The organism is Paraburkholderia sp. FW306-02-B (assembly GCF_058782725.1).
The window spans coordinates 3,802,256-3,814,785 of the sequence record NZ_JBYSXZ010000001.1 but is presented as its reverse complement, the minus strand read 5'-3'; the positions used below and the strand labels follow the sequence as shown (position 1 = coordinate 3,814,785).

10 protein-coding genes and 1 pseudogene are annotated in these 12,530 nt (G+C 61.3%); 6 read left to right on the top strand and 5 right to left on the bottom strand.

Annotated features, from left to right (window positions below; all coding sequences use genetic code 11):
• The first annotated feature begins 334 nt into the window (after positions 1-334).
• The 4 genes from AC3WOG_RS16955 (at position 335) to AC3WOG_RS16940 (ending at position 4,879) form a co-directional block, all read left to right on the top strand.
• Positions 335-1,849 carry a mannose-1-phosphate guanylyltransferase/mannose-6-phosphate isomerase gene (locus AC3WOG_RS16955; protein WP_492579054.1) on the top strand — a complete coding sequence of 505 codons (1,515 nt, stop codon included), beginning with the start codon at positions 335-337 and terminating at the stop codon, positions 1,847-1,849.
• A gap of 41 nt (positions 1,850-1,890) precedes the next feature.
• The gene (locus AC3WOG_RS16950; RefSeq protein WP_492579053.1) at positions 1,891-3,267 is read left to right on the top strand and encodes an undecaprenyl-phosphate glucose phosphotransferase; all 1,377 of its coding nucleotides are present in this window, start codon (positions 1,891-1,893) and stop codon (positions 3,265-3,267) included.
• Positions 3,268-3,352: 85 nt separating this feature from the next.
• Positions 3,353-4,411, top strand: a complete 1,059-nt coding sequence (locus AC3WOG_RS16945) for a sugar-transfer associated ATP-grasp domain-containing protein (RefSeq protein ID WP_492579052.1) — start codon at positions 3,353-3,355, stop codon at positions 4,409-4,411.
• Between the two features lie 75 nt (positions 4,412-4,486).
• Positions 4,487-4,879 carry a hypothetical protein gene (locus tag AC3WOG_RS16940; RefSeq protein ID WP_492579051.1) on the top strand — a complete coding sequence of 131 codons (393 nt, stop codon included), beginning with the start codon at positions 4,487-4,489 and terminating at the stop codon, positions 4,877-4,879.
• A gap of 75 nt (positions 4,880-4,954) precedes the next feature.
• Here the strand turns inward: AC3WOG_RS16940 and AC3WOG_RS16935 are convergent, their stop codons facing one another.
• Entirely contained in the window at positions 4,955-6,922 is a 1,968-nt protein-coding gene (locus tag AC3WOG_RS16935; RefSeq protein WP_492579050.1) for an acid phosphatase, read from the bottom strand.
• 191 nt (positions 6,923-7,113) lie between these two features.
• Complete coding sequence (locus AC3WOG_RS16930) at positions 7,114-7,473, bottom strand: hypothetical protein (RefSeq protein ID WP_492579864.1); 360 nt, start codon at positions 7,471-7,473, stop codon at positions 7,114-7,116.
• On the opposite strand from AC3WOG_RS16930, the pseudogene AC3WOG_RS16925 reads away from it, so the two are divergent.
• A pseudogene (locus AC3WOG_RS16925) lies at positions 7,423-7,581 on the top strand (LysR family transcriptional regulator); the annotation flags it as partial. The gene AC3WOG_RS16930 and the pseudogene AC3WOG_RS16925 sit on opposite strands and share 51 nt — an antisense overlap.
• 110 nt (positions 7,582-7,691) lie before the next feature.
• Here AC3WOG_RS16925 and AC3WOG_RS16920 read toward each other — a convergent pair.
• Together AC3WOG_RS16920 and clpP are read right to left on the bottom strand one after the other, a co-directional pair.
• Positions 7,692-9,122 carry an NYN domain-containing protein gene (locus tag AC3WOG_RS16920; protein WP_492579049.1) on the bottom strand — a complete coding sequence of 477 codons (1,431 nt, stop codon included), beginning with the start codon at positions 9,120-9,122 and terminating at the stop codon, positions 7,692-7,694.
• Positions 9,123-9,315: 193 nt separating this feature from the next.
• Positions 9,316-9,963 (bottom strand): ATP-dependent Clp endopeptidase proteolytic subunit ClpP, encoded by a 648-nt coding sequence (gene clpP / locus AC3WOG_RS16915; RefSeq protein ID WP_492579048.1) that lies wholly within the window; start codon positions 9,961-9,963, stop codon positions 9,316-9,318.
• Positions 9,964-10,219: 256 nt separating this feature from the next.
• Here clpP and AC3WOG_RS16910 point away from each other — a divergent pair, with 256 nt between their 5' ends.
• Positions 10,220-11,173, top strand: a complete 954-nt coding sequence (locus AC3WOG_RS16910; protein ID WP_492579047.1) for a sigma-70 family RNA polymerase sigma factor — start codon at positions 10,220-10,222, stop codon at positions 11,171-11,173.
• Here the strand turns inward: AC3WOG_RS16910 and AC3WOG_RS16905 are convergent.
• Positions 11,129-12,403, bottom strand: a complete 1,275-nt coding sequence (locus AC3WOG_RS16905; protein WP_492579825.1) for an EAL domain-containing protein — start codon at positions 12,401-12,403, stop codon at positions 11,129-11,131. The two genes, AC3WOG_RS16910 and AC3WOG_RS16905, sit on opposite strands and share 45 nt — an antisense overlap.
• Positions 12,404-12,530 lie beyond the last annotated feature (127 nt).

Below are 12,530 nucleotides of genomic sequence, written 5' to 3'. Positions count from 1 at the left end.
CGAGGCTTCCCGACTCGGATCATATTCGCGGCGTTCGTGTGCGTCCTTTGTAACCGCGGACGGAACGGCTGCGTAGTGGATGAAACCACGTCATTTACAGGGACTATTGGGCAGATGCATCGGCATTGTCCAGTCGATAAGCTTGGCCACGGCCACAAGGCATGCCGGGCGAGACAAACACCAGGTGCGACGGCGCGCTGATTAAGCAGCGTGGCGGCATGACGTCATGTAATGGGTCAAGTGAAGGGACATCGATGCGATTCCCGGCAAAAAAAATATTCGTGGGTGTGGAGACGATCATCATGAAACGGACTTGAACACATAGGAGTGTTAAATGGAAAGCGTAACGGTGAATGCAGGCGAGACGGATGTCGCGACTATTGATGAAGCATTGGTGGATTGTTCGCGGCTGGTGCAGGTGATTCTCGCCGGCGGTTCCGGAACGCGTCTGTGGCCGGTGTCGCGTGAGCAGTTTCCGAAGCAGCTGATAGACGTCGTCGGTAATCAGACGTTGCTACAGGCCACCGTGGCGCGGATGAGTGGTTTTAATCCAGCGTGGGATGTCGCGCAAGAACCTGTGATCGTCTGCGGCGCAGAGCATTACTTTGCAACTTCCGAGCAGACGCGTGAAAGCGGTGTGAACGCGCGCATCGTGGTGGAGCCCACCCGCCGCGACACCGCGCCTGCTTTAACGCTCGCTGCGCTGACCGCTTGCTCTGACGGTCAGGAAGCCATTCTGGTCGCTATGCCGGCGGACCACGCTATTGCCGATCTTGGTGCACTTCATCGCGCGATCGAGGTTGCTGCCCGCTATGCACAAGCCGGCGCTATCGCTACGCTGGGCGTTCCGCCTGCCGGGCCCGACACTGGCTTCGGCTATATCCGCCTCGGCATCGCGTTGCAGGACGGTGCGCACCGAATCGACCGTTTCGTCGAGAAGCCCGCCGCGGAACTCGCCGCTCAATATGTCGAAGCGGGGAATTACTGGTGGAACAGCGGCATGTTTGTCGTTCGTGCGTCTGTATGGCTTGCCGTCATCAAACTGTTTCAGCCGGCCATGCACGCGGCATGTGTCCAATCATATGAAAACGCCAGCAAAGCAGGCGGGTGTGTCAATCCCGGTGCTGCTGAGTTCGAGCGGTCGCCATCCGATTCAATCGATTACGCGGTAATGGAACATCTTGGCAGGCCTGACTCGCCGTTCTCAGGTGTAGTCGTACCGCTCGAAGCAGGTTGGTCCGATCTCGGTTCGTGGGACGCCGTCTGGCAAGCGACTGAAAAGGATGAGTTTGGTAACGCTGCGAGCGGCCGCGTATTGTTCGAAGGGGCGACGACAACTTATGCGCGCTCCCAGGGGGGCAGACTTCTGGCGTGCGTCGGCACGAACGACCTGGTCGTGATCGAGACTGACGACGCCGTGCTAGTTGCCGATCGCTCGCACGTACAGGACATCAAGGGCCTCGTTTCGCGTATCAAGCGGGAGAAGTCGCCAGAGGCCGACGCGCATAGAAAGGTTCGCCGTCCATGGGGTTTCTACGATTCCATCGACCACGGCGACCGCTTTCAGGTGAAACGCATCGAGGTGAGCCCCGGCGCGCGCCTGTCGTTGCAAATGCATCACCACCGCGCGGAGCACTGGGTCGTCGTGAGCGGAACAGCGCTCGTCACTCGGGGAGAAGAACAGTTCCTTCTGGGTGAGAACGAGTCGACTTACATCCCCTTGGGCGTGCGCCATCGTCTTGAGAATCCCGGGCATGTACCTCTCCAGATTATCGAGGTGCAGTCGGGCACCTATCTTGGCGAAGACGACATCGTCAGATTCGACGATAAGTACGGTCGTTGCGGCTAATCAACGGTGGCGGACGAGTACGTGCTCTTAGGGAAATCACGATGCGAATAATCATAGGTCTATCGGCGAGATCGTTCGACGTTGCAATGATACTGATAGGTGCATTCGTCGCATCGCAAATCCGTTTCGATGACGTCTCGCAACGAAGTTTCTATCTGGCCTTCGTCGCCTTCGCGGCGGCGTTTTCGCTCGCCGTCTTTCCCGCGCTGGGCGTCTATGAGTCGTGGCGCGGCCGTTCCAGGAGAGCACTCGCGGGGCAGGTCGCGCTCGGCTGGCTAGTCGTGCAAGCCTGTGCAATGGCGTTGATGTTCTCGCTGCATCGCATCGACTTCGTCTCCCGTCTCTGGTTTGCGTACTGGACGGGCATCTCGGGTGCAGCGATGATTGCCGGCCGCATGATGATGCATAGTTTGCTCGGGCGCGTGCGAAACGCTGGACTGAATCTGCAACAGGTTGCGGTTGCGGCATGTGGAGAACACTGCGACGAGATTATTCGCAAGATGGAGACGGAACCGGCGGCAGGCTTTCGTGCCAAGGCGCTCTATAACCTGCGGTCCGGCACCAGAACGACGATGCTCGTGCCGGTGTTCGAAGAGCATGCAGCCTTCGCAAATTACGTCCGCGAACAGAACATCGGTGAAGTCTGGCTCGCGTTGCCGCTGACCGAAGAGCGCGCCATTCTCAAGCTCGTCGACGAGTTTCGCAACGACCTGATCAATATACGTTTCATGCCCGATGTGCGTACGCTCGCTCTCTTCGAGGGAAGCGTCACCGACTTACTGGGCTTTCCAACGATCAATCTGGCCGCCTCGCCGTTGCCGCCCAATGCGATGGTGAAGAAGGAGCTCTTCGATCGCCTCTTCGCGTTGGGCGCATTGCTCGCCGTGTCGCCAATCCTGCTTGCATGCGCAATCGCAGTGAAGCTGAGTTCGCCTGGACCGGTATTCTTCAAGCAATGCAGGAAAGGAGCCGATGGTCGCGTTTTCACAATCTACAAATTTCGCACCATGCGCCTGCACGAGCAAAAGCAAGGCGTCCTCGAGCAGGCGACACGAAGCGACCCACGCATCACGCGCGTGGGCGGATTCCTTCGCCGCACAAGCCTTGACGAATTGCCGCAATTCTTCAACGTGCTACGCGGCGATATGTCAGTGGTGGGGCCACGTCCGCATGCGCTGGAACACGACGATCTCTATCAGAACATCGTCTCGGGTTACATCCATCGTTACCGGATCAAGCCGGGCATTACGGGCTGGGCGCAGATAAACGGTTTCCGCGGCGAAACCGATCGCATCGAAAAGATGGAGGGCCGCGTAGCACACGATTTGTACTACCTGAGAAACTGGTCATTCGGACTTGACGTGAAAATCATCTGCGCGACGATATTCAAAGGTTTGCATCACGCCAATGCCTATTGATCGTTGAGAGGCGACAGCGTCTCGCCGCTAGTTGCGGCTGAACTGCGGCGCCAAACCTTATTCGATATCGCTTGGACACAACACAATGTTACTTGACGTCGAAGGCGTAGTTAGAGGATCTATAAAGAAGGTGGCGCGTTACAAGTTTCACCGGGACCATGGTGCCCAGGCCAGGAAAATCCTTCGATTCCTGGAGGCGAATTACGGAAAAACCGACCCGACGAACTTGAGGCTGGCTGACACCTATGCGCGCGAGGTGTTTGGGGATCTGCTCTACGCGCCATGGCTTCGTGTCTACACGGCGGTCAGCAGAACGTTCAAGGAAGGTTGGATTCCAGATAACTACTATGGCAGTGTCGTGGTGCCGAATATGAAAGGGTGGTACGGCAAGATATCCGGCCTGAAGACGATATCGCGGTTGATCTTCGATAGTGACGCGTTTCCAGATGTGGCCTATTTCGCGAATGGTCTGTTTTTCACGGATGAAAACGTTGCGATTCCCGAGCACGAGGTCGGGAACGTCGTCTTCCGGGACTCGGAGAGAATCGTTTTCAAGCTGGACGGATCTCAGCAAGGCAGGGGTGTTTTCATCTTCGATCGGGCAACGTTCGATCCCGAAGTCATAAAAGCGCTTGGCAATGGCGTCATGCAAAGATTCATTATTCAGCACCGTTCGTTCAATGAATTTGCTTCGAAATCCGTCGCTACGTTGCGCTTTACGACAGTTGTGGACGACCGCGGCGGCGTCTCTGTGCGCGCATGTTTTTTGCGTTTGGGACGAGCGGAGGATACCCACATTCAGACAGACCGCGAGATCTGCGTTCCGGTCAATCTATCGACTGGCGAGCTTTGCCGGGAAGGTTACTTGAGTAACTGGGTCGATATTGAAGCGCACCCGGATTCCAGGGTCAGGTTTGCTGGGGTAAAGATCCCGGCGTTTTCAAAATGCGTCCTTACCGTCCTTGAGCTTCATAAGAAGATTCCGTTTGCGCGATGCGTAGGATGGGATGTGACCGTCGATGTCGACGAGAACGTACAGGTGATGGAGTGGAACGGCGAACACAACGATGTGAAGTTCAGTGAGGCAACGCAAGGTCCTTGTTTTTCAGACTTAAAGTGGGAACGACTGAACCCGGTTTTTTGAGTGGCAATTTTCAGCGGGAAAGATCTGCGCTGGACAATGGCAACCTGCTTCATTTCGTCAAGGGATCAGCTTGAAATGAAACACAGTTTGCGCGAGCTGCAAGGCGTGGTGGTCTGCGAGTCAGGCGCCGTACCGAAACGGAACGCGAGCGAACGGTTATGGTGCGTCCACCTCGAAGGCCTTGATGACTTCATTGCCGCCAGTTCTCAGGAAGCGGCTCTGCAGGAGGCGTCGGCCATTAACGCGTATATAGACCGGTTCGACAATCGCGAACGCGTTTCGGTCGTGCGGGCTGCGGCAGTCGAATGGCCCTTTACACCCGCGAGTCATGCGCTGTCGCTGGAAGTGGACTGGGATGACCTGCAGCATATGCCGCATCGACGACCGTCCGCCAATCCGCCGGCGAGCGCATTGGCAGCGATCGCGCGACGTGTGAAAGAGCTTATACGGATGGTTGGAGATATTTAATGATTAGCGGATGGTGCCGTCATAGAGGGGGGCGACCGACGCCCGCTGATTGAGCGGGCGTCGCAACCTTCATCCTCAGGCATCCAGATGAATCTGCAGGCCTGACGCGCTATACAGCGCGGTCGCCTTGAAGCCGTCGACTGTCACTGTCGAGAAGCGTCCCTGCAGGCCGTTGCAATCGATCAGCGCGATCGTGTCGCCCACCTTGGGCGTGTAGCCCGCCGCGAACTTCACATGCAGCGTGCCGCCCACGATCGACGTCTGTCCGCCTACCGCCATGCGGCCCTGATCGCCTGCGCCGCGATCGATCTCGAGCGTGCCGCCTGCCAACTGTGTGTACTTGCCGCCGATATTCACACGCGAGGTGGCATTCGCGACCACCGTGCCGCTACCGATATACACGTCGCCTGAACCAAACGCGTTCACCGATCCGGCGACCAGCGTTCCACCCTGGACTTGCGTCCCGCCGCTATACGTATTCGATCCCGCGAGCGTGAGCGAACCCGTGCCGTTGAAGGTCAGCTTGCCCGCGCCCGAGATGTCGTTGCGCCACGTATCGGCCGCATTGAAGCCACCTTGCGAGGCGTCCATCGACACCGCCACGTTGCCCGCGAACGCGCCATAGCCGTCTGCCGCGGCGAACAGGTTCAGGCGGCCCCAGCCTTCCGCATCGTCGAGGACCGGGAAGCCCGACGTGAGCGCGGTCGTCTTCAGCACCACGCGGCGCTGATCCGCGCTCAGATACGGAAGGCGCGTTTCGAGCAGCACTTCGGCGCTTTTTGGCACGACGGCGGCGGTCGTGGTCGTGGCGATCGGCGCGAAGCCGAAGGTCAGCCGGCGCATGAAGTTCGCCTTGTTGGCCGCGTAATCGGCGAAACGGTCGGTAGCCGTCGTGCCCGATTCGGCCAGCGCGCGGAAGGTGGTCGCATTCGTGTTGGTCATCGTATACAGCGTGCTATGCGCCTGCGTGATCGCGGTCTGTTTGAGCGTCGCATTGTTCGGATCGACGAGGTTCGCGGCGACCACTGCTTCAGCCAGGATGCGTCCGCCGATCACGTCGAGCGGCGAGTGCATACCGGCCAGAATGCGGTTTTCGCCGAGTTCGAGACCGCGCGCCAGCATCTCCTGATAGCGTTCGGGCAGCGCGTAGGCCATCGCCAGCGCGTCACGCGTCGCTTCGGCGGAGTGTCCACTTGGGAAGCCGCCGTCAGTCGACGGCGTTGTGCTTTCAGCCGGCACGAGCGTCGGCACGACGACTACGCTGGTACTCCACCGGAACGGCCGCTCGTATTTGTAGAAGCGCTTCGCCGGTTCCGCGGACCCATTGGTGCCCATCGCGTTGATGAAGTCGACCACCGAGCCGAACTGCGCGTTCGCCGTGCCGCCTACGCCCGTGTTGTTGCCGGTGTCGTTATACGCGGTGGTCGTGGCGTTCGCCGGAATACTCGTGATGCTGGTGGTCTGCTGCGCGGCGCTGCGCCACACGTTGGTGAGCGGGCCCATGCCGTCGGACACGCTATAGCCTTTGCCACGACGGTCGTCGTAATACGCGGCCTCGGCCTGCGCGGCCGTGCGCTGCGTGGTCGCCGTGACCACATATTGGACATTCGCGTTCAACACCGTGGCGTTCAGCGGTGTGCCGTTGGGCGTGCCGTCCGTCGGCACGCCAGTCCACGTCGACGCCACCACAGCCGGAAAACTGCCCACGGCCGGCGCGCTGACGCCGGCGTCGACAATATCGGTCAACGGTTGCCACAGCGTACGAAAGCCGTTGAGCACACGCACGCCCGCGTTGGTGGCCATCGTCGCGTAGCGCGCGTCGCCTCGCTGGTTGCTGAAAGCGTTGTCGACGAACGCGGCGACCGAAGTCTGGACCGGCGCGCTATCGACGAACCCGGGATCGGCCGGCGGCGCCGGCACCGCCGCGACTATCGCGGCGGAACTGTTGCCGTCATTGACCTGGCCACCGCACGCACCAAGCAACAACGCGGCGCATGACAGGTTAAAAAGGAGGCCGAAACGATGTTGCTTTGATGAGGGCATGACGCGCGTTTCCTCTGAAAGAAGATTTGAGAACGCGCGAAGTCTATCGGCACCTTATGAAGCTCCGGTTACACAGCCCGTTATATTCATCCCGAAGCCAACGACGTACTCGGCGTTCGAGGCACTAGTTCAGTGCTCAGGCGTGCCAATTCCCAGCATCTGGGTACGTGCCGCGAGATCACTACACATACTCAATCACAGGCGTGTTCTTTCATCTGCTTCTCCAGGACAAGACGCTCCAGCTGCTGCGCCCACTGCATCGGTTGACCCAGCCACGCGCCGATTTCCACCAACGTCACTTCGCCTTGCCCATCTTCGAGCGCAAACGTTGGAAAGCCCCGGCCGCCCACACGATCGAGCCGACGTCTGCCCGCCTCGATGTGCTCGCGCGTTGCCGCAACGCAGAGTCGAGCGAAGTGCGCGCCGAACCCCTCTGCTGCTCGCCCCAGTTCCATCGCGACTTCATGCAGTACAGCGGTGTCGGCAATCCGCCGGCCTTGCGCGTTGTGCGCCTGCTGCCCCGCTATCAGCCGCAAACGCTCGGCATTCATGGCATCTACAGTTCCCGGCGCCAGATGCCGTTGGCGTTGCGAGCCATGCTCGATTTTCTGGTTGACTGGTTTGCAACGCATCAGGCCGCGATGAGTCACGCGAGTTGAATTGAAAAGGCCCTGTCCGTTGCGGACAGGGCCTTCCTGTTTGCGGCGCATGGGTTGCTGCGTTCGGTATGTTTGCTGCGGGCCTCTTATGCGAGGCCCGTGTAAGACGCTTACTCCGCGTCGCTAGTCGCCGCCGTTTTATGCGGGCGGCGGCCGCGCGGCGCGGATTTGCGCGCGGCCTTTTTTGCCGCTACGGGCGCTTCTTCCTGCACAGGCTGCGCTGGTGCCTCAGGCGGCGCCGCGATCTCCGGTATGTCAGCGACCGTTCGCTGCGCGGTCTTCCTGGTTTTCTTCGCGGCTGTCTTGCGCGGTGCACGTTCCTTACGGCGCCTGGCTGGCGTGCCGCTCGCTTCTTCCCAGCCCGCTTCTTCGACGACGGCTACCGGCTCTGCGGCGAAGGTCTCCGGTTCTATCCACGCATGTTTTTGCGGTTCCGGAACGGGCGCGCTGACCACCGGCGCATGCACGTCTGTTTCAGCTTCCACTTCCGTGTCGCGGCCGTGTTCGACAGATGCGTGCTCGTCGCGGATGACTTCCTGCTGGCCACGTGACCCCTTGCGACTCCCGCGTCCTCCTCTACGGCGTGACTCATGTTTGCCGCCCGACTCGGCGCTCGCCGTTTCCGTCACCTGCGCTTCATACATCTGTTCCGCGGGTTCTGCCTGTTCGGCTTGCTCGCTCGCGCTTTCGCCGGTCACATTCGCAGCCGTGCCCCGATAAACATACGCGCCCGACTTTTCATCGCGGCCAAATTCGAGCAGTCCACGTGCGTGAGCCTCTTCGAGCAGATTGCCGAACGCGCGAAAACCGTAGTACGTCTCGTTGAAATCTGGCTTGCGGCGCTTGATCGCGTTCTTCAGCACCGAGGCCCAGATCTTGCCGCTGTCGCCGCGCTCGGAAGCAAGCGCGTCGAACGTTTGCACGGCGATCTCGATCGCTTTGGTGCGGCGTTTTTCGAGGTCCTCCTTGCTGCGGCTCTTTTCTTCGTCCGGCGCGCGTTTGGCCGTCGGCTGGGCGGTCTGCTGCGGGCGCGACGACTCGCGTTTGGCCACCGCGCGCTGACTTTCGCGCACGAGGTCGTCGTAAAAGAAAAACTCGTCGCAGTTCGCGATCAGCAGGTCGGAAGTGGATTGCTGAACGCCGACACCGATTACCTGCTTGGCGTTCTCACGCAGCTTCGACACCAGTGGCGAAAAGTCCGAGTCGCCGCTGATGATGACGAAGGTATTGACGTGCGATTTGGTGTAGCAGAGGTCGAGCGCGTCGACCACGAGCCGGATATCGGCCGAATTCTTGCCCGATTGGCGCACGTGCGGAATTTCGATCAACTCGAAATTGGCCTCGTGCATCGCGCCTTTGAAACTCTTGTAGCGGTCCCAGTCGCAATACGCTTTCTTCACGACAATGCTGCCTTTGAGCAGCAGACGCTCGAGCACCAGCTTGATGTCGAACTTGTCGTACTTCGCGTCGCGCACGCCGAGCGCAACGTTTTCGAAGTCGCAGAATAGCGCCATGCTGACGGTTTCACTGGATGACGCCATGTATATCTCCTTTGAAGCGATCGTCAAACTCGACGAATCGCGACCATGATAGCGATTCCTGCGAAGGTGATCAGCTTTTGTGTTCGGCGCGCACCGATGCAGGAAGCAAAAAGCCCTCGGAATCGAGGGCTCTGTGTCCTATGCGCGAGCCGGGCGGGCGCTTGAGGAGCCGGGCGGGCGGCGTTCTGCCTCGCTACCAGTTGTGGTAACCGGACGCGCCGCTTAGCGCTGCGCGCGTTTCGAGCACGTCGTCGATCAATCCATAGACCTTTGCGCTGGACGCCGACATGAAGTTGTCACGGTCGGTGTCGCGCTCGATCTCCTCGATCGTGCGCCCCGTGCGCTCGGCCATCATTGCGTTCAGCCGTTCTCGCTGATACAGCACCTCTTTGGCCTGAATCTCGATGTCCGCGGCCGTGCCCTGGCTGCCGCCCGACGGCTGGTGAATCATGATGCGCGCGTTCGGCAACGCGTACCGCTTGCCGCGTTGGCCGGCGCTCAGCAAGAACGTGCCCATGCTCGCGGCAAAGCCGGTGCACAGGGTCGACACTTCCGGCTTGATGAACTGCATCGTGTCGTAGATCGCGAGGCCGTCGTACACCGAGCCGCCCGGCGAATTGATGTAAAAAGAAATATCCTTGTCGGGATTCTCGGATTCAAGAAACAGCAACTGCGCGACGATCAGACTGGCCGACTGTTCGTTCACCGGGCCGACCAGGAACACGATGCGTTCGCGCAGCAGGCGGGAATAGATGTCGTACGCGCGCTCGCCGCGGCCGGACTGCTCGATCACAGTGGGCACGAGGCCGAGGCCGGTGACGGATGGATAGCTGGAGTGCATGCGGGCCTCGTCGATGTGGCGCGGTAGGCGGTAGTTAGCCGATCAGGAAACCGTGCACCTGCTGCACCGGTTGTTGTCCCTATGACGAAGGCGGGCACGGCGGTGTGACGGATTTATTTTTGCGCCGGGTTGTCACATCGGCGGGTGCTCGAGCGTCAAGCTAAAAAGGATGCCGTTGGCGGCGCGCGCCCGCGAAACGGCGCAGGCAAGCAGGGCGGGAGCGCTTTTCACCACGCACGATCTGGGAGGTCGACGAATGACGGAACAAGAAATCGACAAGGCATCCGCCTTCGAAGCCGTGCGCGCTCGCCTGCTCGCGCTGGCATACCGGATGCTCGGCAGCCGTGCCGAAGCAGAAGACGTGGTGCAGGATGTGTGGCTCAAATGGCATCTCGCCGATACGCACGAGGTGCTGACCCCGGCCGCCTGGCTCACCACGATCGCCACGCGCGCAGCCATCGACCGGTTGCGGCATGTGCGGCGCGAGCGCGCGTCGCAGGCCGCCGGCTGGCTGCCGGAGCCGCGGCTCGACGAGTTCGCGCCGTCCGCGGAAGAACTGGCGTTGCGTGCGGCGGAAATGTCGTACGGCGTGATGCTGCTGCTCGAACGTCTGAAGCCCGACGAGCGGGCGGCGTTCGTGCTGCACGAAGCCTTCGATTGCGACTATGCGGAGATCGCGAAAATCATCGAGCGCACGCCGGCCAATTGCCGGCAGATGGTCCATCGGGCCAGGGCGCGTCTGCAGCGCGCGGGCGCGCCGCTGGAACGGCCCGATCCCGCCGCGCATGCCCGAATCGTGGAGCGCCTGCGTACGGCGCTGGAGGCGCAGGATCGGGCCGGCTTGCTGCGCCTCTTCAGCGACGCACCGGAAGTCGTCAGCGATGCGCCGGTGTGTACACAGGAACCGGCAGTGTCGGGCTGGGTGGACCAGGTGGCATCGCTCGCGCAGCGGGCGAGCCATGCCGAGGTGGTGTCGATCGAAGGGGCAATGTGTATCGCGCTGCTCTTCGAAGGCGAGGTGGTCGGGGTGATCGACGTGTCGACGGACGGCGCAACCAGGATCGTCGCGTTGCGCGCCGTGACCAGCGCGGCACGTTTGCAGTCCGTCAATCGCGTGCTGGGCCGCACGGCTGTCGCGCGCTTGCTCGCGTGCATCCGGCGGACCTCAATTACGATGCGCCGCTACTTCCCAGTTGATGTCGACGCATAGTACCTGGGTGCCGTGCGGCGTATGCGCGGCGATCGAAGCGGTCACGCACAGGTGCGCTTCGTTGATCGACAGATAGGGTGGGGTGAGATGCACATGGCCGGGCGTGCGCATCGCCTGAATAAAGTACGGGCGGCGCTCCCAGCTCGCGCCTTCGGAATGCAGCAGCGGCCGGAAGCGCTTCGCGCGTTGCGAGGCGCGCCCCGGCGGCAACACGTTGTCGCCGATCTGGCGGCCCGACCCGTCGAGCACGAAGCAGCGCGCCGTCTTACCGAGCTTGAGCAGCGGCGCCGTTGCCTGGGCGACCGATTCGCCGGCCACCAGTTGCGCGCTCGCGGTTTCCAGCGCCGTGACGTACGGTGCGAGCCGGGCGGACTGCGCGCGTTCGCGAGCGGCGACCCGTTCGCGCAGCGCTGCAGAGAGCGCGTCCATCAAACCGGCCGCGGTTTGCGGCTTGACCGGCTCGACGCTTGGACCGGCAAAGTACGCGCCCTGCACGAAGTCGACGTTGCATTCGAGCGCGATCAGCGCGTCGCGCTCGGTGGTCAGGCCACCCATCAGCACCAGTTGCCCGGATTCGTGCAGCAGCGAGACAAGCCCCGGCAGCACGCGTTCGATATGCGAGTGTTCGCTGGCTTGCGCGAGGATGAAGCGGTCGAGCGTGACGATGTCGGGCCGCAGATTCCACACGCGATCGACGTTCGAATGCTTCGCGCCGAAACCGTCGAGCGCGATCAGGAAACCGGATTTGCGCAGCGCGTCGATGATGTCGGCAAAACGCGTGGTTTCGCCGCCGGCCTGCTCGGACACTTCCAGCACCACGCGTTGCGGCGGCAGGCCCAGCGCCTTGAGACCGGCGAGCAAGGCGTCGCCGTAGCTAGTGTCCATCAGCGCCGCCGGGTGCAGGCTCAGGAAAAGCCACTCGTCGTGACTATCGAAGGCGTTGAAGTTGCCCAGATGCAGCGACTCGGCGAGCCGCCCGAGTTCGAGCAGGTCGCCGCGCCGCGCGGCCTGTGTGAAAACTTCGTGCGACGGCACCTGCAGCGCATGTTCGTCGTGTGCGCGCAGCGAAGCGTGATAACCGATCGCGCGCCGGTGCGACACCGAGAAAACCGGCTGGAATACGCTGAAAACGGTGTAGCCGCCGTATAGCACGGTGCGCCGGGAGCCTTCGTCGCCGGCCATCGGCCGCGGCGGCTGGAAGCCGGGAGGATCGAGTTCGATCATGCTCATCATGTCAGTCGTCTGGAAGTGGCGGTGCGCTCGGCATGTTCGACACGAGTCCGCACGCGCAAAGCGTGAGTTTATAGGATAGCCGAGCAAGAACTATGCGCGTGCGCAAAGCACGCCGTATGCGCTA

What these genes read in the sequence shown, in the direction of transcription:
- AC3WOG_RS16955 (WP_492579054.1), top strand. Translation starts at nt 335, where the DNA reads ATGGAAAGCGTAACGGTGAATGCAGGCGAGACGGATGTCGCGACTATT.
- AC3WOG_RS16950 (WP_492579053.1), top strand. Translation starts at nt 1,891, where the DNA reads ATGCGAATAATCATAGGTCTATCGGCGAGATCGTTCGACGTTGCAATG.
- AC3WOG_RS16945 (WP_492579052.1), top strand. Translation starts at nt 3,353, where the DNA reads ATGTTACTTGACGTCGAAGGCGTAGTTAGAGGATCTATAAAGAAGGTG.
- AC3WOG_RS16940 (WP_492579051.1), top strand. Translation starts at nt 4,487, where the DNA reads ATGAAACACAGTTTGCGCGAGCTGCAAGGCGTGGTGGTCTGCGAGTCA.
- AC3WOG_RS16935 (WP_492579050.1), bottom strand. Translation starts at nt 6,922, where the DNA reads ATGCCCTCATCAAAGCAACATCGTTTCGGCCTCCTTTTTAACCTGTCA.
- AC3WOG_RS16930 (WP_492579864.1), bottom strand. Translation starts at nt 7,473, where the DNA reads ATGAATGCCGAGCGTTTGCGGCTGATAGCGGGGCAGCAGGCGCACAAC.
- AC3WOG_RS16920 (WP_492579049.1), bottom strand. Translation starts at nt 9,122, where the DNA reads ATGGCGTCATCCAGTGAAACCGTCAGCATGGCGCTATTCTGCGACTTC.
- clpP (WP_492579048.1), bottom strand. Translation starts at nt 9,963, where the DNA reads ATGCACTCCAGCTATCCATCCGTCACCGGCCTCGGCCTCGTGCCCACT.
- AC3WOG_RS16910 (WP_492579047.1), top strand. Translation starts at nt 10,220, where the DNA reads ATGACGGAACAAGAAATCGACAAGGCATCCGCCTTCGAAGCCGTGCGC.
- AC3WOG_RS16905 (WP_492579825.1), bottom strand. Translation starts at nt 12,403, where the DNA reads ATGAGCATGATCGAACTCGATCCTCCCGGCTTCCAGCCGCCGCGGCCG.